The following is a 26,264-nucleotide window of genomic DNA, read 5'->3' on the forward strand; positions in this document are numbered from 1 at the left end:
GTGGTTTTTCGTTTAAAATCAAGCACTTACTCAATAATCCCGTTTCCTTTTCCGGCTTCAAAGTCTTCCAGGTCGTAAACGAAGCCATTGATGACCGCATACTTCACTACGGCGCCTTTTTTGAGGATAAATGTTGCTGTATTGCCTAATCCAGGCGTTCCGGAAGGAGCAGCTTGCCCGCTTCTGAGGACATGCAATGGCGTTGTTGTAAAGTAAAGACCGAGGGCGCGGGTGTTGCTGTCGGATGCAAGACGGACGTAGGTGTAACCTTGTTTGAGCAGACTTAATGCATTGAGTTTACTGACCTCGCTTACATTCTTATATGTCGTGGGATATACCTTGCCTTTTTCAATGGTTAATCCTTTTGCATCAATTTCTTCACTGCCGAATTGCGGATGCAGGTCGCCGAAGTCCTCGATTTTGCTGTAATAAAAGAATTTGGTTGCATTGGAATAGCTTACTTCATTCCTGTTAATGCCCAGATCCGCCAGAAACGACTTCCCGGATTGCTTAACTGTTGCATTGCGCACCACGAGATCATAAACCCATCTTCCGTTTTCAGGGATTTTGTAATAATCGTCGCGTTTTTCTTTGGTAAGGGAATTGTCAGCGATTTTGTCCAATGCCGAAAGGATCGCCATGAAATTGAGCTTCCTTATATATTGTTTTTCTGGATCGCCCACATAACCACCGGATTCGATCAGGACCAATGTGGTTCCCCATTTCTGAACATTATCACCAAAGCCACGAGGTTCATGATCGTCGGAATACCGTGCAACCTGACCCGGAATGTATTTTTGCAAAACCTTATTCATGCCCACGATCAGCTGCATGGAACGCTCGCGGACGGGGTTGATATTCAGCTCGTAATCATAGGAAGTCGCCAGGAAAGAAATGGTCGCAACCTTGGCGCTTCTGCCAGCCGAATAGCGTGGGCTCTGATCGTGGAGGTTGAAGCCGTAATCGGGTTTCAGTTGATCCACCAAACCTTTCAGCACCACTGCTTCGGGCGTTTGCCGGGAAGCGGCATCCCGGTTCATGTCGATGCCCTGCATGGTGCGGCGCTGGTAACGTTCGGCGCCGTCGGGGTTGAGCATGGGGACAAAATACAATGTTGTTTTTTCGAGCAACTCTTTCCGGAAATCGTCGAAACCATCGTTTTTGCCTTCCAAAAAATTAAATATGTCAAAGCTCGCCATTGTTGCAGTAGGCTCATCGCCATGCATTTGAGTCCATAGGAGCACTTTTTTCTTGCCCGTGCCGACTTTGATCATTTGTAACGTCCTGCCTTCAAACGACTGGCCGACAGTTTCGATCTTATAGAGTGGGTTACCCTGGCGCTTGGCGATGAGCGGAAGAATGTCTTTTTGTTTAAATCGGCGCTGTGTTAATGTGGTCTCGCGGTAAGTGTCGTGCACTTTAAAAAGCCGGTTCGGCAGCTCGTCAGACTGTGCCTGGGATGTAACGGTGGTCAAGGTAATTAGAAAGAAAAATAGTTGTGAAATGATAATGCGCATGATCGTACAAAGCCGTTTTGTAATCGCAATGTACAAGAATTTTCTAAGCAAATTTTAATGTAATATTTGTTCGTATGCTTTCTGCTTTTAGCAAATATTACTTACATTTGTGCATGTTTAAAGCTGAAACAAATCATCATTTTCATCAAGGCCATCTGGCTTTCGGACGTCTTGGGTGATGTGTTTTTGCAAGTAGTGTTGTAATAAGGTTGAATACATAGTATCCCAGAAGCCCGATTTTCAAAATCGGGCTTTTTTTGTTTTGCCTCAAATCACATTGGATGAAAACAGTCATTATTAAATACAATGCAGGCAATGTGCAGTCGGTCATGTACGCCCTCGACCGCATTGGCGCAAGTTACCTGTACACCGACGATGTTGAAGAAATCCGGTCGGCGGATAAGGTCATTTTCCCAGGTGTGGGCGAGGCCAGCACAACGATGAACTACTTGCGCAAAGTGGGCTTGGATAAAGTCATCCCGACATTGAAGCAGCCTTTTTTCGGAACTTGTATCGGCATGCAGCTGATGTGCCGGTTTTCGGAGGAAAATAACACGGAATGCATGGGGATCTTCGATGTGGACGTAAAACGGTTCCCTGCAACACCGGACTTAAAGGTGCCGCATATGGGCTGGAACAACATTACGGGTTATAAAACTCCGCTTACCACGGGTTTGCCCGACAATGCTTATGTTTACTTCGTGCATAGTTATGCCGCGCCGGTTTGCGAGTACACAGTTGCCAGCTGCGAATATGTGCTTCCGTTCAGTGCTATGCTGCATAGGGACAACTTTTATGCAGCGCAATTTCACTGCGAAATCAGCGGCGACGCGGGGCAGCAGATCCTGAAAAACTTTTTAGACATTGTTTAAACCCTTTGAAATGATTGAAATAATACCAGCCATTGACCTGATCGAAGGAAAATGCGTGCGCCTTACCCAGGGCGACTACGGACAAAAAACCATTTACAATGAAAACCCGCTCGAAGTAGCGATGCAATTTCAGGATGCCGGACTGAAACGTTTACACCTGGTGGATCTGGACGGAGCGAAAGCGAAAAAAGTTGTGAACTGGAAAGTTTTGGAAAAAATTGCTTCAAAAACTTCGTTGCACGTTGATTTTGGCGGAGGCGTTCAGTCGGACGAGGATTTGAAAGCAGTGTTCGAAAGTGGCGCAAAACAAGCTACCGGCGGTAGCATTGCAGTTAAGAATCCTGAGCTTTTTTTGAACTGGCTTTCTGTTTACGGGGGCGAAAAGATCATTCTCGGAGCCGATGCGAAGAAAGAGAAAGTGGCAGTAAGCGGCTGGGAAGAGGGGACGGAGATCTGGGTTTACGATTTTGTGGAGAATTATGTTGATAAAGGTGTTAAATACACGATCAGCACGGATGTAGCGAAGGATGGTTTGCTGCAAGGACCGTCGTTTGACCTATATAAAAATTTGCAGGACAAATGTCCCGACCTGAAAATCATCGCTAGCGGCGGAATAAGTGGGTTGGCAGATGTGGAAAAGCTGGCAGAAATGAACATTTACGGTGTGATCATCGGGAAAGCGATTTACGAAAACCGGATCAAGCTGAGCGAGTTACAGCGTTTTTTGAATTAAAAATATGCTAACAAAACGAATCATTCCCTGTCTGGATGTAAAGGACGGGCGAACAGTGAAGGGCGTTAATTTCGTCAATCTTCGCGACGCGGGCGACGCGGTGGAATTAGGAGCATTATACGCGGCCCACGGCGCGGACGAGCTGGTTTACCTGGACATTACGGCCACGGTTGACGGCCGTTCCACATTCATTGATCTTGTGCGGAAAGTGGCGCACACCATTAACATTCCATTTACGGTAGGCGGAGGGATTTCCTCTATTGCGGACGTTTCTGCATTGCTGCATGCGGGTGCGGATAAGGTTTCGATCAATTCGGCGGCGGTAAAAAATCCGGATCTCATCAACGAGCTTTCGCTGGAATTTGGAAGCCAGTGCATTGTGGTTGCGATTGACACGCGTTACATTGAAACGGAAAACGGGCAGGAGCACATTGTCCACACGCATGGCGGGCGCAAGCCAACCGAACTCCGGACCATTCCCTGGGCAAAAGAAGTGGAAGACCGTGGTGCCGGCGAAATTTTACTGACTTCGATGGACACCGACGGAACCAAGGCTGGTTTCGCTTTGGAGCTTACGGCAACCATCAGCGGAAATGCGAACATTCCGGTGATCGCTTCCGGTGGGGCGGGAAATATGGAGCACTTTTACGATGTTTTTACTGCCGGAAAAGCCGATGCGGGCCTGGCGGCAAGCATTTTCCACTTTCGGGAGATTGATATTCCGGATCTGAAAAAATACCTCCATGATAAAAACCTGCCTATGCGTATGACGCGCTGAGGCGGGAGGTTTGTCAACTATTACCGGCAACATTCTTTAAAATAGCCGGAAAGAATGCAACTTTGTCCAAATGACTAAACTACAATGAGCGAGACTTTTTCAACTATTGACTTTAATAAATCCCCGGACGGGCTTATACCGGCTATTATTCAGGATATCAACACCAACAAAGTGCTGATGCTCGGTTACATGAGCCAGGAAGCACTTGAAAGAACGAAGGAACTGGGGACCGTGACGTTTTTCAGCCGCAGCAAGCAGAGGCTCTGGACGAAGGGTGAAACTTCCGGCAACTTCCTTTTTGTGAACGAGATAGCCGCTGATTGCGATGGGGATACCATTCTTATCAAGGCGACTCCCGCTGGCCCAACCTGCCACACCGGAGCAGATACATGCTTTGGGGAAAAAAATAGTCAGGATACCCGAATCGGGGAAGCATCTTTTCTCAATTACCTGCAAAAGGAAGTGATCCGGGAAAGAAAATTAAACCCCCTTGACGAGTCCTACACCAGCAGCCTGTTTCGTAAGGGGATCAATAAAATAGCGCAGAAGGTGGGAGAAGAGGCCGTGGAAGTTGTGATTGAATCCAAGGACGACGATGCGGATCTTTTCAAAAATGAAGTATCCGATTTGCTTTTTCACCTGCTCGTCCTTTTGGAGCAGAAAAACATTGACTTAGATGAGGTAATTAGCGTACTTCGTAGCCGTCATCAATAAAAATAACCTGCTTATGAAATTAATAATACGTCTGTTAATCAGTACATTAGCAATTTTACTTGCTGCCAAGTTAATTCCGGGAGTTGTTGTAGCGAGCACAACCACCGCCATTATTGTGGCTATTGTGCTGGGGATTTTAAACACATTTTTGAAACCCGTATTGCAGATTCTCGCACTGCCGATCACGATCATGACATTGGGACTATTCTATTTTGTTGTGAACGTTTTCATCATTTACCTTGCCACCTATCTTGTTTCCGGGTTTTCTATAGACGGGTTCATTCCCGCACTGCTTTTCGGTTTCGTCGTTTCTATCATTTCAGGTATTCTTGGTATGTTTTTGGATTAGTGTCAAGTCCAGCTCCGTAAGAGCCTTAAATTGATACACATGATTGAAAACTACTGCTTATGCTTAGTCAACTAGAGGAAATTAAGGACACGCTTTTTAAGTACTTCGAGACCCGTATCGATCTTTTTAAAATCGAAACAAGGGACAAGATCGAACGTGCGGTTGTAATGGGGCTTTATGGCGCCATTCTGCTTTGTATCGCGCTTACAGTGCTTATATTGATGGTAATTCTACTTGGGACGTTCCTGAACAAATGGCTCGACAGCGATTACCTAGGCTATCTGATTCTGTTGGGCGTGTTCATTTTAAAACTGGTAATCTGGATTGTCTTCAAAGAAAAGCTGATTCAGTTTATCCGTGGAACTATCGTTCGTTTTGTCAAAATAAAAGAGGATTAACACTTTTGAAATAGTATTTTGGGGAAAAATTCACTCAAATTGCTATTTTTGGGTTCCTTTTGAAAATTTCTCAGGTTCATCATTAAACTAAAAATGAAATGAGTGCTTCAATAGATTCTTCCGTAAAGATCACCAAACCATTCTCATCTGATACGGATAAGGATAAGCAAGACCTACTGCTCGATGCGGATTTATATAAGGACAAGCTTGAATTACAGTGGAGCGGTTTGAAAACGAACGCTACTGAATATGGAAAGAAAGCATTGATCATCGGCGGTGTGGTGGCAACCACATATGTTGTAATGAATGCAATTTTACCAAAAAATAAGAAAGACGAAAGGGCGGCAGAGGAAGAGGCTGAGGCATATGAGCGAGCTCAGGCATTCAAGGCAGGAGAGGCTAAACAGAAAAGCAAATTTGCGGTTGGAGCAGCCGTTCAAAGTTTAGCCTGGACGTTGGCAGTAGGGTGGGCGCGCCAGAAGCTTAAACATTTAATTGCAGATGATAGAAAAATCGAATGAAAACAGCGAATCATAAAATCGCAGACCTCCTTTCAGCAAGAAAAATAGAGAAAAGGAAATCGTTTGCTGTTCTCTTGGATCCTGACAAAATTAATTTTTCAACATTTCCGAAATTCCTGGAATTCGCGGTTGAGCATGGCGTTGACTTTTTTTTCGTAGGAGGCAGCCTCATTACCAATTACGCGATTGACCAGCTTATTGCCGCTATACACCAGCACACGAACATTCCTGCTATCCTTTTCCCCGGAAGCAGCCTTCACATTGATCCTTCCGCCGACGCGGTCCTATTCCTTTCCCTGATTTCAGGCCGTAACCCGGAACTTCTTATTGGTCAGCATGTTATAGCGGCGCCGTTGTTGAAGAGAAGCGGAATTGAAGTTTTGCCTACTGGTTATCTATTAATCGAAAGCGGAAAGCTCACAACCGTTTCATATATCAGTAATACGACACCTTTACCAAGGGACAAGCCTGGCATTGTAGCTTGTACAGCATTAGCGGGGGAATTTTTGGGCCTCAAACTCATGTTCCTGGACGCCGGCAGCGGCGCACAATTCCCGGTTACATCCGAAACCATCAGAGCTGTCCGTGAAACCGTGGACACACCCATCATCGTAGGCGGCGGCATCGATTCGTATGAAAAAGCGGATGCCGCACTGGGCGCGGGAGCCGACGTAATTGTAGTCGGTAACGGAATAGAACAAAACCCGGACCTGCTTCCCGAAGTTGCAGCCTGCGTAAAGGCTTTCAATAGGAAAACAGAAAGCGTTTAAGGAAACAATAGGAGATTTTATTGTACAAAATAAAGGGATTTGGGTGTTTTCTAAGGAAATTTTAAGTTCTTGGAAAAATACAATAGCAAACGTTAGGAACATTCGATTTAATCCTGCTACATTTGTATCGAACCTTAATTACACCCAAGAAATGAAAAAAATATTTGCACTTGCGTTCGTTGCCGGGATGGTAACTTTCGCTGCTTGTACTAGCAAACCAGCTGACGAATCTGCTGATACTACTGCTGTAACTGTTGAAACTCCTGCTGTTGATACTGCAATGGTTGATACAATGGCAACAGATTCAGTTGCTGCTGATTCAGTTAAGTAATTAGACGTACAAGTCGAAATTCGTGAAAAGCGCTATGAAAATAGCGCTTTTCTTTTTTTATTTAAGGAATGAAAAACATATCCTTCGGCCTCCATGTTCCCCAGGCGGCAATCGCATATTGCGAGGAGTTACACCAGGTTTATAAGTTTGATTTCTTTCTCTCCCGGCCCCGCCGCACCAGATTGGGCGATTTTACAGTTCGTCCGCGCTGCACTCCCAGAATAACGGTTAATGTTAATCTCAATCCCTACAACTTTCTGATCACGTATCTACACGAAGTGGCACATTGCGTGGTGCATTTGAATTATAAAGTACGGCTGAGAAAGCGTGTTGCGCCGCATGGAGTGGAATGGAAGCAGGAGTTTAGTAAATTGTTGCAGCCTGTCCTGAACGAAAATCATTTTCCGGCAGATATTCTTGATGCATTAATACGTTATGCTAAGAACCCGAAGGCGTCAACAGGCGGTGACCTGATTCTGTATAATGCAATCCGCAAATACGACATTCAGGAGCTGAATGCATCAAGGATAGCATTGTTTCAGCTTCATGAAGGAAGTAATTTCGTGTTTCAGAACAGGTTATTCGTCCGTGGATCGCTCAGGAGGACACGTGTGCTTTGCACGGACAAAGCTTCCCAGCGTCTTTACACCATTCCAGCCCATGCATTGGTTGAAGCATGTTAATGTGCGTGATCGCCTGATCCATTCAGTACTCTGCTGTTTGGGATTACTCATTTCTTTTTCTTCAAAAGCACAGGAAAAATCTATACTTTCAAGCGGTAACTGGTTCAAGTTGGCAGTTACAGAAACGGGCATTCACCGTCTGGACGCAGCTTTTTTCAAAAAGCTTGGCATTAATGCATCAGAAATTGATCCCAGACAAATCCAGATTTACAGCCAGCAAGCAGGAATGCTGCCGCAGGCTAATGATGCATTAAAATCCAACGCATTACTGGAAAGTGCGGTTTGGGTTGCAGGGGAGGCCGATGGCAAGTTTGATGGCAACGACGCCGTATATTTCTTTGTCGAAAGCCCGCACGAAATCTTATACGATTCTGCAAAGGCAGAGTTGAAGCATCAGATTAACACATACACCGATTCCAACTATTATTTCCTGACCTATGGACAGCAAAATGGCCTCAGGGTGAAGCCTTTGGCGGCACTTGCTTCTTTGAATGGCAAAGTGATTAATCAGTTTGATGACTATTGGTTTCATGAAACTGAAAAATACAACTTGCTTAAATCAGGCAGGGAATGGTGGGGCGAATATTTGAATAATACGCCGCTTGCCTTCCCTGCGAACATTCCCGGCATTGTTCCGGCGTCGAAAATACAGCTGCGTACTTCTGCGATTGGTGCAGCACAGATCGCCACCAAATTTCTCTGGCAGCTGAATGGCAAGCAAGTAGGAGAGTCTGCCATTGGAACCGTCAGCGCCGGTACTTATGACATCAAAGCACTACGGTCCGATGCAACATTTACAGTAAATGCGGATAATGCGCCAACTGAGGCGTTCAACATCGCTGTAACCTACGAGCGAAACGGGCAGAATTCCGCACAAGGATATTTAAATTACATGGCGTTGCATGTGAAACGACAATTGCGCCGCTACGATAATCAGCAGGTTTACAGATTTTTACCGGAAATTGCTGACACGGTTACCTATGAATTCGCAAATGCAATTCCAGAATGGCAGCTCTGGGATGTGACCAATCCGCAGGTTCCATCGGTCGTGAACCAAAATATCCAGAACAGCACATATTCATTTACAACAAGAGGCGGGAAGCGTAGCAGACAATATATAGGCTTTCTTGCAAGCCAGGCGATTGAGCCGGTCTTTTTGCAAAAAATTGATCCGCAGAACATTATCACCAATGCTACGCCAGACTTCCTGATTGTTACACCCCCGGCATTCAGGCAAGCTGCTGAAAGGCTGGCCGCATTCCGCGAAAGTAATGATGAGCTGGAAACACTGGTTGTGACTACGGACGAGATTTACAATGAATTTGGAGGAGGAAAGCCCGATTTGACCGCGATAAGGGACTTTGTAAAACACCTTTATGATAAGAAGCCTGAGAAGCTGAAATATCTGCTGTTGTTCGGTGATGCAACATTTGATTACAAAAATCTTTTACAAAATCAATCGGAGTCACAGCAGCGGCTTTGGGTGCCGGTTTACGAAAGCAGAGAGTCTTTAAATCCGGTTTACACGTATTCTTCCGATGACTATTTTGGTTTCATGAAGGATGGCGAGGGCGCATGGCTGGAATCAGCTTCTGGTGATCATACGATTGACATCGGGGTAGGAAGACTTCCGGTCAAAACATTGGCTGAGGCGGAGCTCAGTGTGGACAAATTGATCCGCTATGGTTCGTCCGGCCGTGGTTTTGGGAGTTGGCGGAACACCATACAGTTTGTTGCAGACGATGGCGATGGTAACATTCACCAGCGTCACGCGGACGAGCTGGCGACATTGCTTCAAAACGATTTTATGCCTTCACGGGTGTTCATTGATGCATTTCCACAAAATACAGGTGCAGAAGGACAAAAGGCGCCAGCGGTAAATCAGGTGATCAACAAAAAGATCAACGAGGGCACATTAATCCTGAACTACACGGGTCACGGGGGCGTGAGCGGCTGGGCGGAGGAACAGGTCTTGACGCTGGCAGATATGCAATCGGCGCGCGGGATAGATAATTTGCCACTGCTTTTTACAGCGACTTGCGATTTTGGTCGTTACGATGATCCCGGGCTGGTTTCGGGCGCAGAATTGATGGTTTTAAGTCCGAGAGGCGCAGCCATTGGTGCCATCAGCACGACGCGGCCAGTTTATTCCAGCACCAATTTCACGCTTAGCAAAGCATTTTATGAAGCTTTGGTTAACAAAGATCCGAGCCGGAGGTTAGGCGATCTTTTCAAAGAAACCAAAAACAAAGCGCTGGTAGGAAGTCTGAACCGGAATTTTACGTTGCTTGCGGATCCGTCGATGAAGCTCGCCCGGGCTCAGAAAGCAATCCGATGGGCAGAAAAGCCGGATACATTGCGCGCATTGCAAAAAGTGAAGCTGAAAGGGCAGGTATTTGACGCAGTTACAACATTAAAGGACAGCAAGTTCGAAGGCATTGCACGCATTGTAATATATGATAAGCAAACCACATTCAAAACGCTGGGTAATGAAGGCAAGCCGGAAACTTATTCAGAGTTTCGCAGCAAATTGTTCGATGGCAGTGTAAAGGTGATAGGAGGGGAATTTATTTGTGAGTTTGTCATGCCAAAGGATATCGATTACCGTACGGGAATAGGCAGGGTCAACGTCTATGCTGTTCAGTCAGCCAGTCTTGGTGACGCCAGTGCACAGCTGAGTGTTACCATTGGCGGCAGCGCTATCCCCGAAATCGACAACACAACGCCGCAACTTACGGCCTATGTGAACGATCCGTCGTTCAGGGATGGCGACGTTATTGAGCCGTCGGGCAACTTATACATTTCTGCCAGCGACGAAAATGGGATCAGTATTTCCAATGCGGGGATCGGGCATGATATCACGATGGTTGTCAATGACACGATGTCGGTTAACCTGAACGAATACTACACAGCAGATACGGGTGATTACCGCAAGGGCGTCATCAATTATCCGTTTGAAAACTTACCAACCGGTAAATATGTAATTAGAGTAAAAGTCTGGGATACTTATACTAACTTCTCTGAAATTGCGTTCGGTTTTCAGATAGGTGCATTCAAGGGCATCAAACTCAACACGCTGAAAGTATATCCAAACCCATTTGAAAAAGATTTGTCATTTGAGCTGACACATAACAGGGAAAATGATGATGTCGAAATAGTTTTTAATATATTATCAAACAATGGGCAGTCTCTGGGACATTTCCGCAGACAATATTTCAACATTGAGTCAACCGTTAAAGAAACATTTGACGCTGCTCAATCAGGATATTGGATACCGAAGCTTACTTCTCTTATTTACCAGTTAAGCATCAGGTCCTTAAAAGATAATTCCAGCGACCAGCGGTCCGGTAAGTTGGTGCGTTCTCCTTAGTTTAATAAAACTTATCATTTTTTTAGTAATAACTATCTTTCATTGTATTTTTGACCCTTTAAAGAAGCCGATTCAAAGCACTTCCTATCGCAAATCCAATTTCTATGAGACTATTTTTTGTTAGTTTATCTTCTCTATTTATTCTATCAACGGGTGCAATTTTGGCCCAAACCACACCATCAAGCACACAAAGGATTCCTCATTCCCCGCTTTCATTCTTAACATTTGCCCCGGACGCGAGAAGCGCTGCGATGGGGGAAGCCGGGGTCGCACTTAGTCCCGATGCCAATGCTACTTACTGGAATGCCGCCAAGCTTCCTTACAATACGAAAGACATAGGTGTTTCTGCATCATATACACCTTGGCTCAGGAACCTTGTAGACGATATGTGGCTGGGTTACCTCACAGGATATAAGAAATTGGGTGACAAGCAGGCTGTTGCACTTTCGGTTAACTATTTCAACAATGGCGAGCTGGATTTGAGAACTTCTACTGGTGCTCAAAACGGATATTTTACTTCGAGAGAACTTGCAATCAGCGGAACTTACGCACGCCAGCTAGGTAAAAATTTCTCGCTGGGCTTAACACTGAAATACATTTCTTCAAACCTTGCAGGAAAAGCGGTTATTGACCAAATTTCACTGAATCCTGCTCGTGTAGCAGCGGGTGATATCAGCGCGTATTACCGCAAGCAAATGAGAAACGAAGATACAGGCGGTGACTTCACATGGTCGCTTGGGGCGGTGCTTTCCAACCTGGGTGGTAAAGTGAATTATGGTGCAGGGACTGATACAGAGAACTTTATCCCTACTAATCTTAAACTGGGTGGTGGAATTTCTTTCTCAGCAGACGGACGCAACCGTTTTAATTTCGTTGCTGACGCAAGAAAACTAATGGTGCCAACTCCGGACGGAACCAACATCAATTCCCGTCCGCTGCTTAATGGCGTGTTCGGATCATTCTCGGATGCTCCTGATGGGTTTAAAGAAGAATTGCAGGAGATCGGATTGGCAGTTGGTGCTGAATATTGGTATAATAACATCTTCGCACTTCGCGCCGGTTATAACTCAGAACATAAGAACAAAGGCGACCTGAAATATTTCACAGCAGGCGCAGGAGCTCATTTTATGGACAGATATTCAGTTGATTTTGCTTATCTTTTCCCAGTTACACAAGGAAGCCCGTTGGCTCAGACACTTAGAATCACACTTTCACTTGGCCTTAACAAGTCGGAGAAACTGGACGTAAGCGATACAGAGAACTAACAGAATTCAGAATTTAGTTTTTTCAGAACGAATGGCGTAATTGTAACGTCATTCGTTTTTTATTACTCAACCATTTCACATGACCATTGACCGTACTATCGCCCCCGAATTCAGAGTTATAAATGCTGTAAACCTACCAGATCCGCAAACTTATACACTTGATAACGGGACTTCTCTGCATGTAATCAATATCGGAGATCAGCCGGTGATCAGGCTTGAAGTGATTTTTGAAGCGGGGAATTGGTATGAAAGTGAAATCGGTGCATCATTCTTTGCGATCAAAATGCTTTCGGAGGGAACGCGTTCGAAAGCATCTGCTGAAATCAGCGAGGCTTTTGACCGGATCGGCGCATTTACGGAAATGACGCATACTGCCGACCGTATAGGAATCGTCGTTTATGCACTTTCGCGGTTTTTACCGGAGGTTTTGCCCCTGGTAAGCGAGCTGATCCATGAAGCCGTTTTCCCAGAAAAAGAGTTTGAAGACCTTCGAAATATCAATATTCAAAATCTGCGGGTTAATAAGGAAAAAAATGCTTACCTGGCAACGACTGCATTCCGTGCAAAGCTGTTTGGCAGCAATCATCCTTATGGCCAGAGCCAGGAAGAAGAAACGATTTCTGCACTTTCAATCGAAACGGTCAAAGAGCATTATCATCACTTCATCAAAAACGGAAAATTTACGGTCGTTCTAGCTGGTCAGGTTGGCGAGGAGGATATAAAAGTGGTCAACGAGCAGCTCGGGAAAAGCCAGACTGAGGCATCGGTTGCGCCATTAAATTTTTTTTTACAATCTCATTATATCGATACAGAAGTGCTTGTAGAGAAGCCTGAGAGCGTGCAGTCATCCATCCGGATGGGAAGGAAGCTGTTCAACCGTCATCATGCTGATTATTTTAAAATGCTGGTAGCCAATGAAATACTAGGTGGTTATTTCGGGTCCAGGTTAATGAAAAACATAAGGGAAGAAAAAGGTTTGACGTACGGCATTTCTTCGCATCTGGTAACATTGCGCAAAGAAGGTTACTATATGATCGGGACGGATGTGAAAAAGGAATTTACCCAACAAACCATTGACGAAATCAAGAAAGAGATATATAAACTGCAAACCGAGCCGGTAGGCGAGGAGGAGTTGCAAACTGTAAAGAATTTTATGGCAGGAGAATTCGCCGGATCTTTGAACACCGCGTTTGAAGTAGCTGACCGTCAAAAAATCCTGCTTCTCGACGGATTGCCAACTGATTTTTTCAAACATTACATTGACCAGATCCACGCAACCACAAGCGAAGATGTGCTTGCTATGGCAACGCAGTATCTGAAACCTGAGGATATGCTTACTGTAATTGCCGGCGGAAGGTGATTAAGACTTGTCCAATGCCTTTTTATAGGCCTTGAGACATCTTTCCCGCGCCATTTTGTGGTCTACCATGGGTTCCGGATATGCATCAGTGCCGAATTCCGGGACCCATTTTTTAATATATTCTCCATCCGGATCAAACTTTTTTGCCTGTGCTTCCGGGTTGAAAATCCGGAAGTAAGGGGCCGCATCTGTGCCTGAGCCAACCGCCCATTGCCATCCGCCATTGTTTGCTGCCAGATCGTAATCCAGCAGTTTTTCTGCGAAATAAGCTTCCCCCAAGCGCCAGTTCAACAGTAAATGTTTGGCAAGAAAGCTTGCTGTAACCATTCTGACGCGGTTATGCATGAAGCCAATGGCATTCATCTGCCGCATACCCGCATCCACCAGAGGATAACCCGTCTTACCATCACACCATTTCTGGAAAGCCTCTTTATCGTAACCCCAGTTAATGTCATCATATGCAGCCCGGAACGCTTTGCCTTTTCCTACGTGCGGGAAATTATAGAGAATTTGCTGATAGAATTCCCGCCAGATCAGTTCGTTGAGATAAAGGCTACTATGGTCTTTGGCAAATCGCGCCAGCTGGCGAATGCTCACTGTCCCAAATCTTAAATGTATGCCGATTCGGCTTGTGGCCTCCATGGCAGGGAAATCCCTTCCTTTTTCATAGTTTTCGAGCAATTCGGCTGGGATTTGGCTAGATGGGAAATCTGTGTCCGTGGGCTGAAAGCCCATTTCTTCCAGCTTTGGAATTGCGTGGCCTTTCCATTGTAAAAAATTTTTGAAATACTTTTTGTTAGGGTAAGAAGACAAATAAAAGTCATTGCATTTCTGCCTCCACATGCGGCTATAAGGCGTGAAAACGGTGTATGGCGTGTTTTGGCCGGTTAGGATCTCTTTTTTTTCAAAAATAACCTGATCCTTGTACGCTTTCAGCTGCGCATTTTTTGCTTGAAGAATTTTGTTGACTGCTGTGTCTCGCTCGGTGGCGTAAGGCTCATAATCTGTGTTGGTAACGGCCTCAGCAATGTCATATTTTTCACTTAGTTCTTTCCAGACATCGGTTGGATGACCATAAAATACCAGAATGTCAGAGCCAAGATCACGCAATTGTTTTTGCAATTCTAGAACCGTCTGATGAATGAACATTAGGCGCTTATCTTGCTTATTTTCAAGATCATCCAGGATTGTTTTGTCAAATATAAATAAGGGGACTACAGGATATTCTCCACGCAATGCATAGTATAAACCTGCATTATCATGCAGCCTTAAATCCCGGCGAAACCAAAATATTGTGATCTTTTCTTTTGTTTTTAAGCTCATGATTTACAATTGCAAGAATAGTATGCCAAACGGGTAAAGGCTTATTATAAATACGGAGGAAAGAATTTTTTGGATGCCCCGGATTTGTAACAATCGTCTGTTTACTTTGTGGTCTCATTAATCCTTGATCCATGAAATTACAACTTACATTACTTTTCAGCATGATAAGCTTCATCGTTTTCGGTCAGAAAAATGCCGATAAACAGGAGTGGAAGCAGCTTTTCAACGGCAAGAACCTCGACGGCTGGGACATTAAAATACGTGGATATGAACTGAACGACAACTACCTGAACACATTCCGGGTGGAAGATGGCAAAATGGTTGTGCGTTATGACAAGTATGATGACTTCAAGCAAAAATATGGTCACATTTTCTATAAAGGAGACTTTTCATACTATCGTATTTCCGTGGAATATCGCTTCGTAGGCGAGCAGGCGCCCAAAGGCGAAGGCTGGGCATGGCGCAACAGTGGAATCATGGTGCACGGCCAGCCGGCTGCAACGATGGGAAAAGACCAGGATTTCCCGGCCTCCATTGAAGTGCAGCTGTTGGGTGGAAATGACAAAACCCGCACAACCTGCAACCTTTGCACGCCAGGAACCAATGTAGTTATGAATGGAAAACTAATTACACAACATTGCGTGAATTCCAAATCACAAACCTACAATGGCGATCAATGGGTAAAAGCAGAAGTGCTCGTACTGGGCGATTCGCTGATCCAGCATTTTGCGAATGGAGAAATGGTTTTGGAATACAACAAACCGCAGATTGGCGGAGGCAATGTAAGCGGCCATGATCCGTCGCTGATGATTGCCGGAAAATTACTGGATCACGGTTCCATCTCACTACAAAGCGAAAGTCATCCTGTGGAATTCCGGAAGGTTGAAATCCTGGATTTGAAAGGCTGTATGGACCCAAAGGCGGTTAATTATAAGTCTTACTATGTGAAGGCAGATAATAGTAAGTGTAGTTACGGGAAGAAGTAGGGTGTTGTAGCAGGGCCCAGCGGTCGGCCGCCTGGCAAAGGAGCCTTTCAGCCTGAGCCGTTAATAGCTCTGTCAGCCTGAGCGGAGTCGAAGGCGCGTTACCAAGGAGTAGCGCGCCTTCGTCTCCGCTCAGGCTGACAGGACAAGAGCCTTACAACCTAATGATCTCAGCGCCAATAGCATTCAACCTACCATCAATATTCTGATAACCACGGTCGATTTGCTCGATGTTATCGATAATGCTGATGCCTTTTGCGGATAGTGCTGCGATGAGCAGCGCTACTCCGGCGCGGATGTCGGGCGAGGTCATGCGGATGCCGCGGAGTTGTGTTTCGCGGTTGTGTCCGATTACTGTTGCACGGTGCGGGTCGCAGAGGATGATTTGCGCGCCCATTTCAATTAATTTATCTACGAAAAACAGACGGCTTTCAAACATCTTCTGATGGATGAGCACGGTTCCTTGTGCCTGTGTGGCTGTTACCAGGATAATGCTCAGCAAATCCGGTGTAAAACCTGGCCATGGTGCATCGGCAACGGACATGGTTGAGCCATCCAGAAAGTTTTCAATGCGGTAATGTTCCTGTGCGGGAATGAAAATATCGTCTCCCTGGAATTCCATTTTGATCCCGAGTCTTTGAAAAACATCGGGAATGATGCCCAATTGCGCGATCTGGCAATCTTTGATCGTTATTTCAGATTGTGTCATAGCAGCTAACCCAATAAAGCTGCCAATTTCAATCATATCAGGAAGCATTGTATGTTCTGTTCCGCTGAGCTGGCTAACGCCTTCTACAACAAGCAGATTGGAAGCAATTCCTGAAATTTTGGCGCCCATTCTGTTCAGCATTTTACATAATTGCTGTAAATAAGGCTCGCAGGCTGCATTATAAATTGTAGTCGTGCCTTCGGCCATCACGGCTGCCATCAGAACATTGGCTGTTCCGGTAACAGACGCTTCGTCCAGCAGCATGTAAGCGCCTTTCAGGTTAGTAGCATCAACTTTATAAAAACCACCATCTTCTTCGTCGTAACTGAACTGCGCACCTAATTTTTCAAAACCTAAAAAGTGCGTATCTAACCTGCGACGGCCTATTTTATCGCCGCCCGGGCGCGGAATTCTGCCTTTGCGGAAACGTGCCAGCATAGGGCCAAGCAACATAACCGATCCGCGTAAGGCGGCTGCTTTTTGCTTATAAGATTCCGATTCCAGGTGATCTAGATTGATATCAGCTGCTTCAAAGCGAATCGACGACTCACTCAGTCTTGTTTGACGGACACCCAGGTCTGCAAGGAGATTGATAAGCTGATTTACATCCCGAATGTTAGGAATGTTATGAATTGTTACCGGTTCTTTGGTCAAAAGCACTGCGCAAATAATCTGCAATGCCTCGTTTTTTGCGCCTTGGGGAACAATAGATCCTTTAAGCCGTCTATCTCCGGTTATTTTAAATGAAGCCATATTTGAATGTGGGGCAATTGACTGGATAAAATGAAACCTGGATGTTAGATTCCAGGTTTTTTACGGTTATTCCGGTTGTTATTATTGTTGTTGTTACCGCTGTTGTTCCGGCCCGAGAACTTGTTATTGGGCCTGTTTCGGTTGGAGTTGCCCTGGTTGTTGTTCCCTCCCTGCCGTTCCGCATTGTGGCCCGACTGGGCTTTGAAGCCTCCGGCGCCGTTGCCCTGGCCTTGATGGCTGTTTCCGCGGTTGCGCTCCTGGCTGCTATTATTGCGATCTTTCGGTGCTGCCTCAATAGGCCCGTTAGCACGGATATAGTCGATTTCTTCTTTTAGCTGGCCTTTGCTAAGTTGTTCCAGCTGGCCCAATAAAACGTGATCTTCCGGATTGTCCTTATTCCAGGTGTTGAAAAAGGAGCGCATGAGGCGGAAAATATACGAGACAAAAGCCAGTTTATCTTCTTTACTCTCCGTATTTATGGCTTTTTCAAGCAGCAGGTCAATGTTTCGGCCGTAATGGCGATACATCAGATTTTGCTGGTTATAGCCAACTGTCAAAGGTTTTTTACCTAATGCTTCGGGTGAAGGCGGGGGAAATGGACTGTCAACGTCCAATTCAAATCCGGAAATAATGTACAGGTCATCCCACAGTTTATTGGTGTAATCCTGGTTATCCCTCATGTTCGGATGGATCTGACGCATGAGCTCAACCAGAATGTGCGCATAAAGGTTGCGTTTTGTCCGATCTTCCATCTTAACGATGTGATCAGCAAGTTTTTGTACGTTACTACCGTATTCTTTCAAGTGGATAAGTCATTTTTATAATCAACAAAAATAAGAAGTTTTTACGGAAAGAAAAGGATGACTGCGGTTAATGGAGCCAAATCAATTTTCCTTGCAGGGCGTTTTGGGCTGCCGGTGAAATTGTTCTGTTTCCAAGATCCAATTTCAGTTTGTATATATAAACGCCGGACGGCAGGTTTTTGGGATGCCAAAACCATTCGTTTTCTCCATAATGTGCTGAAAACAACATTTCGTCCACTTTTCTTCCCCACAAATCATAAACGAGCAAACTCACTTTTTCGGGAGATGGCAGTGGTCCGAATTCGACAGAAAACCTGAACCATTCATAGGAAGGGTTTGGTGAAACATGTATGGCTGTAAAGTCCGGTAAGGTAGCTGTTGTTGTGTCAGTAACTAATGTTGAATCTTTTGGAAAAATACGGATCGCAGGATCGCCGTGAAGAACCATTTGCTGGGCAGTGATGAGGGCCGTTATGTTTTTTTGTTTAATTAAATTCCTGCGGATGGCTTCATTTTGTATGATACCAAATGCCTGATGAGTAAAATTAGAATCGCCCAGAACTTCGTAAAAGCTATCTGTATATTGTTTTAAATCAGTTGATAAGCCATTGAATGTGTGTGCCAAAAACAGCACAGCGCCTTTGTTCGGCGTAAGGATCCAGTCGCTGCTCAGCGTTTTGGTAGAGTAGAAAATGCTTCCCGCCGCACAGCCATTGACAATGATCGCCGGATAACGTGGATGATTGTCAATGTTGGCTTCGGAATCACTGGCTAACCCGATATCAATGTCGGTCACGTCCAGGCTCGAATGCCCGAACAATGTAATCAGTCCGACACCCTTGTTAACGGGAATGTGCGCCGGAATCTTTTCAACCGGATCGGTGGTCTGCTTTGATACTGTTTCAAAATGGGCTGCTAATGTTGAATGTGCTAACTTTCGCTCAAAAGATTTTACATAATTCAAGAAAACGGCGATCTCACCAGTGGTTCGTCCTCCGCTCAGATGAAGAATATTTTTTCGCCACTTTGCGGTTGGCGGTTCCGATTCTACGGCCTTAACTTTCAGCAAATAATCATAGACATGTTGTGAGTTCAATGCATTCAGCCGTCCAATAGGCACAATCGGGTTCAAGCCGGATGCAGAGTCCGTTCCCATCACCAGCGCAATGTCCGATCCCGGCCAGCCAGCATTAGGAACCATGTCCAATGTCCGCGCATCAATGGATTTTCTCACGGTTTGCGGGTCAACAGATCGGCCGATTAAGAACACGAATTTCAAATTTCCGGCTTCTGCGATCCAGGAAATCAAATTCCTGATCCCCGCCGGCCCTGGCTCACCGTAATTAAACTGATCATAAATGTCCTCGCTATGCAAAATCAGCGGTTTGAAACCGCCGCCCTGCTTAGAAGCGCGATAAGCAGCGTAAGCCTCAACAGGATCAGCATGGGCAGCGGAGATCCGAACCGCCGGATGTGTAATGATTAAATAGTTAAATCTTTGTGGGTCAATGTCTGTAAATTTGACCAGCCGCGGTTTGAGAATGTTCGTTGGTTTGATTGGTGCGAAATCCTCATTTAAGATCCTTTGCGGATAGTGCAGCTTAGCATAAGACAAAGAAAAAGAGCCCTCATTTTCGGCTGGGACCAACGTGAGCATAAATTCACTTTTACTCGTAACGTCCGCTGAATCCAGAAATGCTTTACATGTTATCGATTCAAAATCTGTAAAATTGAATGTGCTGATTTTTCTCTTCAAACCTGACTGATCAGACGACCAAAGTGCACAAGCATGGTTGCCAGCCGATCTTCCAACCAGAACCAGCTCGATTTCAGCTTTTGAGAATTTGTCCAGACAGGCATTGTTAATATTGAATGAAAAGGAATAGGCAACATCGTTTTTGATCTCAGGGCCTGTCCAGCCTTCACCCAAGTCATAGCCAGAAAGCGCTGAGCCATCATTAAAACCGCTTTCCGGCGGATAAAACTTTCCGGGCGCATAATGGGATACGAAGAGTTTCTCCACTTCTGCAAGGCGATAATCAACCGAATCCTGCGTTGGAACATTAAAATTCACTCGCTTACCCGGAATGCCGACAGCATTATGTGTTAAGAAAAATGCGCTGGTGTCGGAATAGAGGCTGTAGTGTGGATGGGGAATAGAATTGGGTTTAATGTAAAGCGCACTATCCAATGCGCCATCGTTCCTTTGTCCTCGAAAAATGATCTCAATATTATTCTGCTCGTCGGTGCTTATTTGAATAGGAACTTCTTTTCCGCGCCGGAACATTTGAAATGAGGCGGACTGGCTGCTATCCAGAGGAAAGCCGGCTTGCAAAAGCTCTGCACTGATAATTTTGTAAAAACCGTTTTCGACAACCGGAATGCGCAGATAAGTCTGAGAAGCAACGATCCATTCGTTGCCGAACGGTTTTTGAGCTAATAGTGATGCCGGCTGCACTATCCAGAACAAAAGAAATATCGTGTGTTCGAAAAATTTGTTCATACTGAAAACAGATGAACAGGCTGCGTACGTCCTTAACCGGTGTTTTTTCTTTCGTAAATATTCATCGAAAAGGAATAAGCATGCTGCTCGTCTTTTTCATGAAATTCAGAACTGATCAGATCCCAATCATCTTGGTTCACAACCGGAAAAAATGCGTCGCCCTCAACCTGTGCGTGTACAATGGTTAGATATAGTTTTTGCGCGAGCGGCAGCATTTCCAAAAAAACCGAAGCCCCGCCCAATACAAATACGGCGTCTTCGCCAGAAAGTAACGCCAGTGCAGAAGAAATATCTTTTGCATACACCTTATCAGGCGTACTTGTATCTGGCTGGCTGGAAGACAGGATCACGTTTTTATAAGTCGAATGCAGTGCATCAGGGGCTTCAAAACTTTTACGGCCCGTTATAAAAGCTTTCCCATCCGTCACTTTCCGAAAATGTTTCCACTCATCCGGCAGGTGCCAGGGTAAGCTGTTGTTCTTTCCGATGACCCGGTTTTCGCTCATGGCGGCGATGATATAAAGCTGAGTTTGTGTTGCCAATGCAGTTAGATTTGAATTCAATTATTTATAAAATATATTCTAGAATAATAAGGCCAGAAATATTAAATATATTTTGCGCCGGTCAGCATTCAAAATGACCATTCATCCCATCAGCTAAATCTTTTTAACATGGTACCTTGCATCACAAAGTACCTGTGTATACCTTTGTTAAATCAGAAGGCCAATCCTATCTGTTAGCCATGAACTGTTACATATAATTAACACATGAAACCACATGAATATTGAAAATGCCCAAGTGCAGATGCGGAAGGGAATTTTGGAATTCTGCATCCTGCACATCATATCCCGGGGCGAAGTATACGCTTCGGATATGTTGGATGAGCTGACTTCCGCACGCATTATGGTTGTGGAAGGCACGCTTTATCCGCTTCTTACCAGGTTAAAAAATTCTGGCTGGCTGGATTATAAATGGGTGGAGTCCTCTTCGGGCCCGCCAAGAAAATATTATGTTTTGACTGATGAGGGGAAAATATTCCTGGATGCAATGCAAGCCACCTGGTTTGAACTGGCGGAGTCTGTGCAAACTGTTATTCACCGCACAGAGGAATTGAGCAAAACGGCCTCTTCCAATCTTCCCGAACCTAACTGATCATTTAGAGACATTCGATTATTACAATCATGAAAAAGACAATCAGCATAAATATAGGCGGCATCATCTTCCATATCGAGGAAGATGGGTATGAAAAACTGAAAGGCTACCTTTCTTCCATCCAGAAATACTTCTCGTCTTTTGCAGACAGCAAAGAGATTTTATCTGACATTGAAGGAAGGATCGCAGAGCGGTTTTTGAACAAACAAAAAGCAGAAGCTAAGCAGGTTATCTCCCTTTCCGACGTAGACGAGCTGATCGCTGCCATGGGAACGGTTGCTGATTTCGAAGCCATCGAACAAGCGGAAGACATCCTTGCCGATCCATTGGAATCTGCCGCTTCAAAAGGTTATGCACCAAGGGAAGAAACGTATTCATCCGCTTCATCTTCCTCATCATCGTCATATAGCGCCCCTAAAACAGAACCAGCGCCATTCGCTGCCCCGAAAAAACTTTACCGCGATTTGAAACGTAAGCTTTTGGGCGGTGTTGCGGCCGGACTTGCACATTACTTTACGATTGATCCGCTTTGGGTAAGGCTTGCATTTTTGTTTTTTGTCATTGGCTTACCGGCAGGTTCGGGAATGATGAATCTGAATATGGAAGATGAATTCGGGCCGTTTTCTGGCTTTATGGTGCTGGTTTACATTGCGATGTGGGTTGCTTTTCCAGGTTCTACAACATTGGAAGAAGATACAAAAATCAAAAAGTTCTACCGCGATCCGGACCGCAAAGTGGTGGGTGGTGTTGCAGCGGGTGTAGCATCTTATTTTGGTGTGGATCTGGGCGTTGTGCGGTTTCTTTGGGTATTGTCGATCCTGCTTTTCGGAACTGGTGTGCTGGTTTATATCATTCTTTGGGTCATTGCCCCGGTTGCGAATACACTAACCGAGAAAATGGAAATGCAGGGCGAGCCTATCACTTTGTCCAACATTGAATCCAACATTAAACATGGCTTAAACCTCGACGAAAAAACAGGTGAGGAACATATCGTAACAAAGATTTTCCTTTTTCCCTTTCGTGCAATCGCATTGGTAATCGGTGCATTGGGAAGGATGTTGAAAGGATTGGGGCCAATTATCCGGATTCTGATCGGTGCATTCCTGGTGGCAACGGCCGTGATGGGGCTATTAGGGCTAATCATTGCTGGCGGTGTAGCTTTGGGCGTGACAAGTTCCGCAGCATTTGACAATTTGCCGCTTCCCTTCCTGATTTTTCAAGAATTACCAAGCGTTCTGATTCTGTCGGGATTTCTTGTGTCAGCCATTCCATTGGTTACGTTCCTTTTACTAGGTCTGACGCTTATTTCTAACAAAAGAATTGTCGGAGGCTCAGTTTGGCTGACATTGCTCGGCCTTTGGATTGTTGGAATTATCGGGGCCACGATTGGTGGAATTTCTTACCAAAGAAATTTTGCAAAAAGAGGTGAAGTGGTTCAATCCGTATCTTATCCAGCACCCTCCGGAACGCTCACACTTGATTACAACTATATTAATGATGAGGAAAATGTGGATGTTGGTATCCGTCTGGTTGGATACACGGCAACTTCGGACAGTATCAGGTTGGATAAAACATTATATGCAAGGGGGCGCAGCCGCCAGGACGCGGAGAAGAATGCAAGCGAGTTGGCGTATGATATAGATGTGAAGGATTCTGTGTTTATTTTTAAAGAAGGCCCCATATTGGCAGGACATGGCCCGTTTCGGGATCAGCGGATCGATCTTGCGCTGCATATTCCATTTAACAAACCATTTGTAATGCAGCGCGATTTCTACTTTACCATGAATCGCTGGGATCAGAAAACGACAGACCGCTATGACCTTGATAACGATGAAGTTGATTTCAACACATTGAAATGGGAAATGCGTCAGGATTCAGGTTTAATTTGTGTGAATTTGCCTGCTAAGTTCCTGAAAAGCGATACGGAAGAGAATAATGAGAATGCCGGCTACTCATTTGATTATGAGGACAACAGCGATCTTGAACTCGGCGAGCGTGGCAATTACAGCAAGCAGTTTCCAGTAGGGGATTTTAATAAAATAGACATAGGCGGCGCTTATTCGATCATTATCCGTCAGGGAAATGAGTACAATGTGACAGCAGACAGCGAAGAACCGGCAGACGTGGATGACCTTAAAGTGTATGTGGAAAACGGCACATTACGTGTCACCAGAAACAAGGAATTCAGTCTTTTTGATTCTGATAAATGGAAAAGGATCGGCCTGGTGATCACGATGCCGAAGATCGAAAATCTGTCTCTTTCAGGCGCTAACAAAACTTTGGTAAGCGGCTTTACAGGTCTGGGCAAATTGGCAGTGGACATATCCGGCGCTTCGAAATCGGAAATTAATGTTGAGGCGGATCAATTGGAAGTGAGTATTTCAGGCGCTTCCAAAGCAACATTAAAAGGATCTGCGCGGACGGTAAATCTGGATGCATCCGGCGCCTGCAAGCTGGATGCCGTGGGACTGAACATTCAGACTGCCGATGTGGACGCTTCCGGCGCTTCCAAAGTGGAGTTGGGAAGAATCCCAAGTATCAGACGTCACACGAGTGGCGCCAGCAAGATTAATGTTCAGGAATAGTTGACCCGATGCAACTTTTGATCTTGACTGCACATCTTTTCGAAAAGTCATCTAATTAGTTTATACCATGAAAAAGATCCCTTTATTTTCAGTTGCAGCATTATTTATGCTCTTTTTAACAGTGACCGCCAGCGCACAGGAAACACGAAATTTCAACTTATCCGGTTTTGATAAGGTTTCTATGGGCAGTGCATTCCGGATTGAGCTAAAACAAGGAAGCAAATACAGTATTTCCACCACTGGCCGCTCCGAGGATCTGCAAGATCTGGAAGCAACGGTGAAAGGGGATGTGCTTCATTTGGGTTACAAAGGCAATAATTGGAATAAAAACAGGAAAACGGTCAATGTAAGCATTACAATGCCTGCTTTGGAAGCGGTCGATTTTTCAGGTGCTTGTAAGGCTCATGTGGCTCCTTTTACGGGTGTAGGAAATATGGATGTAGAGGTTTCCGGTGCGTCACAAGTCAATATGGAGATGTCGGCGCCGAAGTTAACGTTCGATTTATCCGGTGCTTCTTCCCTTGTCCTGGTTGGAAAAGGTGATGTTTTAAGCGGAGAAGTTTCGGGCGCTTCGTCGTTCAAAGGCCGTGATTTTGCTGCCAGAACGGTGAATATTGATGCATCCGGAGCCAGTAGCGCGGCCGTTATGGCCAGCAACGCGGTGCATGCAGATGCGAGTGGCGCGAGCAGCATCCGTTATTCCGGATCGGCGAAAGACATTCATTCCAGCTCTTCCGGCGCGAGTTCGGTAAAAAGAGATTAGTATAAATACTTCGATATCATTTGAACAAAAGACCGGCTTTGTCCGGCCTTTTGTTTTTGCAAGATCAGTGAAAAAAGCAACAAATTTGGTTAAGAGTAATATATTTACGGACTTTACCTTCTCTGCAATCAACGATCAAAAACTTTTACCTGAGTAAAATGAGAAGTGAGCTTTACCTGAAATATGCTGTTTTAAATGCGTTAATCCTGGTCTTTTCATTCCTGACCGCACAGGAAGCCGCCGCGCAGAACCGCTCCGGCAAATACATCAATCCATTTGGTGTTATGAGCGTAACGGCGGGTGCAGGCGTTGCATATTACATGGGAGATTTGTCGGACGGTGTAAACATGAAGCATTTGGGATTGGGGCCGTCCATTTCAGTTGGAGGGCTTTACAGGCTGACCGAGCACGTCAGCGCGCGCGGAGAACTGAGGTTTTATAAGGTTTCAGCCGATCAGAAATATTCCAAAAACGCTCAGAATAATTTATCGTTCAAGACATTCAACCCAGACATTAACCTGGGCATACAGGCGGAGCTGTTCTCCTTTAACAGCCAGCCGCGGGTTAATCCTTATCTTTTCGGCGGCTTAGGTTTTACATTACTAAATCCAAAAGCCAAAATTGACGGCGAGTGGGTGAATCTCGCGCCGCTCACTACCGAGGGCGTAAAATACAAGCGCTTACCATTGGTTTTCACAGCCGGAATCGGTGTTTCTATCAAAACGACGGAGCGGTTGAGCCTCGGCTTGGAGCTTTGCAACAACTTCGTTAATTCCGATTATCTCGACGACGTCAGCACAGTTTATCCCAATCCCGATCAGTTACCCAGCGACTTAGCCAGAAGATTATCCGACCGCTCGCCGGAAATCGGCCTAGATCCGCGTCAACCGGGCTGGAACCGCGGAAGTGCCAAAAACAAAGACAGTTATTTATTCTTACAGGTGCGCGGCACTTATTCCATTGGCAACAGAATGCAGGCCAAGGAGCGCAGGAAAACCCGTTGTCCCAAATTTTAATAAATCATCCATT

The 26,264-nt window shown here is 45.3% G+C and carries 24 protein-coding genes; 18 read left to right on the top strand and 6 right to left on the bottom strand.

Going from position 1 to position 26,264, the window contains the following annotated elements:
- Positions 1-26: 26 nt before the first annotated feature.
- Entirely contained in the window at positions 27-1,517 is a 1,491-nt protein-coding gene (locus L0660_RS00435) for a M14 family zinc carboxypeptidase (protein ID WP_235156794.1), read from the bottom strand.
- 281 nt (positions 1,518-1,798) lie between these two features.
- Between L0660_RS00435 and hisH the strand changes: the two genes are divergently transcribed.
- The 13 genes from hisH (at position 1,799) to L0660_RS00500 (ending at position 13,661) form a co-directional block, all read left to right on the top strand.
- Positions 1,799-2,389 (top strand): imidazole glycerol phosphate synthase subunit HisH, encoded by a 591-nt coding sequence (gene hisH / locus L0660_RS00440; protein ID WP_235156795.1) that lies wholly within the window; start codon positions 1,799-1,801, stop codon positions 2,387-2,389.
- Positions 2,390-2,399: 10 nt separating this feature from the next.
- Positions 2,400-3,122: a 1-(5-phosphoribosyl)-5-[(5-phosphoribosylamino)methylideneamino]imidazole-4-carboxamide isomerase gene (gene hisA / locus L0660_RS00445; RefSeq protein ID WP_235156796.1), complete on the top strand. Its 723-nt coding sequence runs from the start codon at positions 2,400-2,402 to the stop codon at positions 3,120-3,122.
- A 4-nt stretch (positions 3,123-3,126) separates the two neighbouring features.
- A complete protein-coding gene (gene hisF / locus L0660_RS00450) occupies positions 3,127-3,900 on the top strand; it encodes an imidazole glycerol phosphate synthase subunit HisF (RefSeq protein WP_233795064.1) in 774 nt (257 codons plus the stop codon).
- A gap of 84 nt (positions 3,901-3,984) precedes the next feature.
- Complete coding sequence (gene hisIE, locus L0660_RS00455) at positions 3,985-4,614, top strand: bifunctional phosphoribosyl-AMP cyclohydrolase/phosphoribosyl-ATP diphosphatase HisIE (protein ID WP_235156797.1); 630 nt, start codon at positions 3,985-3,987, stop codon at positions 4,612-4,614.
- A 13-nt stretch (positions 4,615-4,627) separates the two neighbouring features.
- Positions 4,628-4,963 carry a phage holin family protein gene (locus tag L0660_RS00460; protein ID WP_026631145.1) on the top strand — a complete coding sequence of 112 codons (336 nt, stop codon included), beginning with the start codon at positions 4,628-4,630 and terminating at the stop codon, positions 4,961-4,963.
- Between the two features lie 59 nt (positions 4,964-5,022).
- Positions 5,023-5,361, top strand: coding sequence for a phage holin family protein (locus L0660_RS00465; protein ID WP_235156798.1), 339 nt, complete (start codon positions 5,023-5,025; stop codon positions 5,359-5,361).
- A 98-nt stretch (positions 5,362-5,459) separates the two neighbouring features.
- Entirely contained in the window at positions 5,460-5,882 is a 423-nt protein-coding gene (locus tag L0660_RS00470; RefSeq protein WP_233795067.1) for a hypothetical protein, read from the top strand.
- Complete coding sequence (locus tag L0660_RS00475) at positions 5,879-6,652, top strand: geranylgeranylglyceryl/heptaprenylglyceryl phosphate synthase (RefSeq protein ID WP_235156799.1); 774 nt, start codon at positions 5,879-5,881, stop codon at positions 6,650-6,652. The genes L0660_RS00470 and L0660_RS00475 overlap by 4 nt, the downstream gene beginning before the upstream one ends.
- Positions 6,653-6,803: 151 nt before the next feature.
- Positions 6,804-6,983 (top strand): hypothetical protein, encoded by a 180-nt coding sequence (locus L0660_RS00480; RefSeq protein WP_233795069.1) that lies wholly within the window; start codon positions 6,804-6,806, stop codon positions 6,981-6,983.
- Between the two features lie 68 nt (positions 6,984-7,051).
- Positions 7,052-7,666, top strand: coding sequence for a hypothetical protein (locus L0660_RS00485; RefSeq protein WP_235156800.1), 615 nt, complete (start codon positions 7,052-7,054; stop codon positions 7,664-7,666).
- Positions 7,644-11,036: a type IX secretion system sortase PorU gene (gene porU / locus L0660_RS00490; protein WP_235156801.1), complete on the top strand. Its 3,393-nt coding sequence runs from the start codon at positions 7,644-7,646 to the stop codon at positions 11,034-11,036. The genes L0660_RS00485 and porU overlap by 23 nt, the downstream gene beginning before the upstream one ends.
- Before the next feature lie 104 nt (positions 11,037-11,140).
- A complete protein-coding gene (porV, locus tag L0660_RS00495) occupies positions 11,141-12,301 on the top strand; it encodes a type IX secretion system outer membrane channel protein PorV (protein WP_235156802.1) in 1,161 nt (386 codons plus the stop codon).
- 79 nt (positions 12,302-12,380) lie between these two features.
- The gene (locus tag L0660_RS00500; RefSeq protein WP_235156803.1) at positions 12,381-13,661 is read left to right on the top strand and encodes a pitrilysin family protein; all 1,281 of its coding nucleotides are present in this window, start codon (positions 12,381-12,383) and stop codon (positions 13,659-13,661) included.
- Here the strand turns inward: L0660_RS00500 and L0660_RS00505 are convergent, their stop codons facing one another.
- Positions 13,662-14,984, bottom strand: coding sequence for a deoxyribodipyrimidine photo-lyase (locus L0660_RS00505; RefSeq protein WP_235156804.1), 1,323 nt, complete (start codon positions 14,982-14,984; stop codon positions 13,662-13,664). It lies immediately after the preceding gene.
- Positions 14,985-15,115: 131 nt separating this feature from the next.
- Between L0660_RS00505 and L0660_RS00510 the strand changes: the two genes are divergently transcribed.
- Positions 15,116-15,970, top strand: a complete 855-nt coding sequence (locus L0660_RS00510; protein ID WP_235156805.1) for a DUF1080 domain-containing protein — start codon at positions 15,116-15,118, stop codon at positions 15,968-15,970.
- A gap of 151 nt (positions 15,971-16,121) precedes the next feature.
- On the opposite strand, the gene murA is transcribed toward L0660_RS00510, so the two are convergent.
- From murA to L0660_RS00530, 4 genes are all read right to left on the bottom strand, one after another.
- The gene (gene murA / locus L0660_RS00515; protein ID WP_235156806.1) at positions 16,122-17,429 is read right to left on the bottom strand and encodes a UDP-N-acetylglucosamine 1-carboxyvinyltransferase; all 1,308 of its coding nucleotides are present in this window, start codon (positions 17,427-17,429) and stop codon (positions 16,122-16,124) included.
- A 44-nt stretch (positions 17,430-17,473) separates the two neighbouring features.
- Positions 17,474-18,181, bottom strand: coding sequence for a DUF4290 domain-containing protein (locus L0660_RS00520; protein WP_233795077.1), 708 nt, complete (start codon positions 18,179-18,181; stop codon positions 17,474-17,476).
- A 118-nt stretch (positions 18,182-18,299) separates the two neighbouring features.
- Positions 18,300-20,735, bottom strand: a complete 2,436-nt coding sequence (locus L0660_RS00525; protein WP_235156807.1) for a C25 family cysteine peptidase — start codon at positions 20,733-20,735, stop codon at positions 18,300-18,302.
- A gap of 32 nt (positions 20,736-20,767) precedes the next feature.
- Positions 20,768-21,277: a dihydrofolate reductase gene (locus L0660_RS00530; RefSeq protein ID WP_235156808.1), complete on the bottom strand. Its 510-nt coding sequence runs from the start codon at positions 21,275-21,277 to the stop codon at positions 20,768-20,770.
- 235 nt (positions 21,278-21,512) lie between these two features.
- On the opposite strand from L0660_RS00530, the gene L0660_RS00535 reads away from it, so the two are divergent.
- The 4 genes from L0660_RS00535 to L0660_RS00550 all read left to right on the top strand — a co-directional run bounded on the left by L0660_RS00535 (position 21,513) and on the right by L0660_RS00550 (position 26,251).
- Positions 21,513-21,887: a PadR family transcriptional regulator gene (locus L0660_RS00535; protein WP_026631159.1), complete on the top strand. Its 375-nt coding sequence runs from the start codon at positions 21,513-21,515 to the stop codon at positions 21,885-21,887.
- A 29-nt stretch (positions 21,888-21,916) separates the two neighbouring features.
- Entirely contained in the window at positions 21,917-24,472 is a 2,556-nt protein-coding gene (locus L0660_RS00540; RefSeq protein WP_235156809.1) for a PspC domain-containing protein, read from the top strand.
- 67 nt (positions 24,473-24,539) lie between these two features.
- Entirely contained in the window at positions 24,540-25,235 is a 696-nt protein-coding gene (locus tag L0660_RS00545; protein ID WP_235156810.1) for a head GIN domain-containing protein, read from the top strand.
- Positions 25,236-25,393: 158 nt separating this feature from the next.
- Positions 25,394-26,251, top strand: coding sequence for an outer membrane beta-barrel protein (locus L0660_RS00550; protein WP_235156811.1), 858 nt, complete (start codon positions 25,394-25,396; stop codon positions 26,249-26,251).
- The last annotated feature ends 13 nt before the right edge of the window (positions 26,252-26,264 follow it).

Origin of the sequence: Dyadobacter sp. CY351, assembly GCF_021502625.1 — a bacterium.
GTDB classification, from domain to species: Bacteria; Bacteroidota; Bacteroidia; order Cytophagales; family Spirosomataceae; genus Dyadobacter; species Dyadobacter chenhuakuii.

What these genes read in the sequence shown, in the direction of transcription:
- L0660_RS00545 (WP_235156810.1), top strand. Translation starts at nt 24,540, where the DNA reads ATGAAAAAGATCCCTTTATTTTCAGTTGCAGCATTATTTATGCTCTTT.
- porV (WP_235156802.1), top strand. Translation starts at nt 11,141, where the DNA reads ATGAGACTATTTTTTGTTAGTTTATCTTCTCTATTTATTCTATCAACG.
- L0660_RS00485 (WP_235156800.1), top strand. Translation starts at nt 7,052, where the DNA reads ATGAAAAACATATCCTTCGGCCTCCATGTTCCCCAGGCGGCAATCGCA.
- L0660_RS00535 (WP_026631159.1), top strand. Translation starts at nt 21,513, where the DNA reads ATGAATATTGAAAATGCCCAAGTGCAGATGCGGAAGGGAATTTTGGAA.
- L0660_RS00475 (WP_235156799.1), top strand. Translation starts at nt 5,879, where the DNA reads ATGAAAACAGCGAATCATAAAATCGCAGACCTCCTTTCAGCAAGAAAA.
- L0660_RS00510 (WP_235156805.1), top strand. Translation starts at nt 15,116, where the DNA reads ATGAAATTACAACTTACATTACTTTTCAGCATGATAAGCTTCATCGTT.
- L0660_RS00525 (WP_235156807.1), bottom strand. Translation starts at nt 20,735, where the DNA reads ATGAACAAATTTTTCGAACACACGATATTTCTTTTGTTCTGGATAGTG.
- L0660_RS00550 (WP_235156811.1), top strand. Translation starts at nt 25,394, where the DNA reads ATGAGAAGTGAGCTTTACCTGAAATATGCTGTTTTAAATGCGTTAATC.
- hisA (WP_235156796.1), top strand. Translation starts at nt 2,400, where the DNA reads ATGATTGAAATAATACCAGCCATTGACCTGATCGAAGGAAAATGCGTG.
- L0660_RS00520 (WP_233795077.1), bottom strand. Translation starts at nt 18,181, where the DNA reads ATGGAAGATCGGACAAAACGCAACCTTTATGCGCACATTCTGGTTGAG.
- L0660_RS00435 (WP_235156794.1), bottom strand. Translation starts at nt 1,517, where the DNA reads ATGCGCATTATCATTTCACAACTATTTTTCTTTCTAATTACCTTGACC.
- porU (WP_235156801.1), top strand. Translation starts at nt 7,644, where the DNA reads ATGCATTGGTTGAAGCATGTTAATGTGCGTGATCGCCTGATCCATTCA.
- L0660_RS00505 (WP_235156804.1), bottom strand. Translation starts at nt 14,984, where the DNA reads ATGAGCTTAAAAACAAAAGAAAAGATCACAATATTTTGGTTTCGCCGG.
- L0660_RS00465 (WP_235156798.1), top strand. Translation starts at nt 5,023, where the DNA reads ATGCTTAGTCAACTAGAGGAAATTAAGGACACGCTTTTTAAGTACTTC.
- L0660_RS00500 (WP_235156803.1), top strand. Translation starts at nt 12,381, where the DNA reads ATGACCATTGACCGTACTATCGCCCCCGAATTCAGAGTTATAAATGCT.
- murA (WP_235156806.1), bottom strand. Translation starts at nt 17,429, where the DNA reads ATGGCTTCATTTAAAATAACCGGAGATAGACGGCTTAAAGGATCTATT.
- L0660_RS00480 (WP_233795069.1), top strand. Translation starts at nt 6,804, where the DNA reads ATGAAAAAAATATTTGCACTTGCGTTCGTTGCCGGGATGGTAACTTTC.
- L0660_RS00460 (WP_026631145.1), top strand. Translation starts at nt 4,628, where the DNA reads ATGAAATTAATAATACGTCTGTTAATCAGTACATTAGCAATTTTACTT.
- hisF (WP_233795064.1), top strand. Translation starts at nt 3,127, where the DNA reads ATGCTAACAAAACGAATCATTCCCTGTCTGGATGTAAAGGACGGGCGA.
- hisH (WP_235156795.1), top strand. Translation starts at nt 1,799, where the DNA reads ATGAAAACAGTCATTATTAAATACAATGCAGGCAATGTGCAGTCGGTC.
- L0660_RS00540 (WP_235156809.1), top strand. Translation starts at nt 21,917, where the DNA reads ATGAAAAAGACAATCAGCATAAATATAGGCGGCATCATCTTCCATATC.
- L0660_RS00470 (WP_233795067.1), top strand. Translation starts at nt 5,460, where the DNA reads ATGAGTGCTTCAATAGATTCTTCCGTAAAGATCACCAAACCATTCTCA.
- hisIE (WP_235156797.1), top strand. Translation starts at nt 3,985, where the DNA reads ATGAGCGAGACTTTTTCAACTATTGACTTTAATAAATCCCCGGACGGG.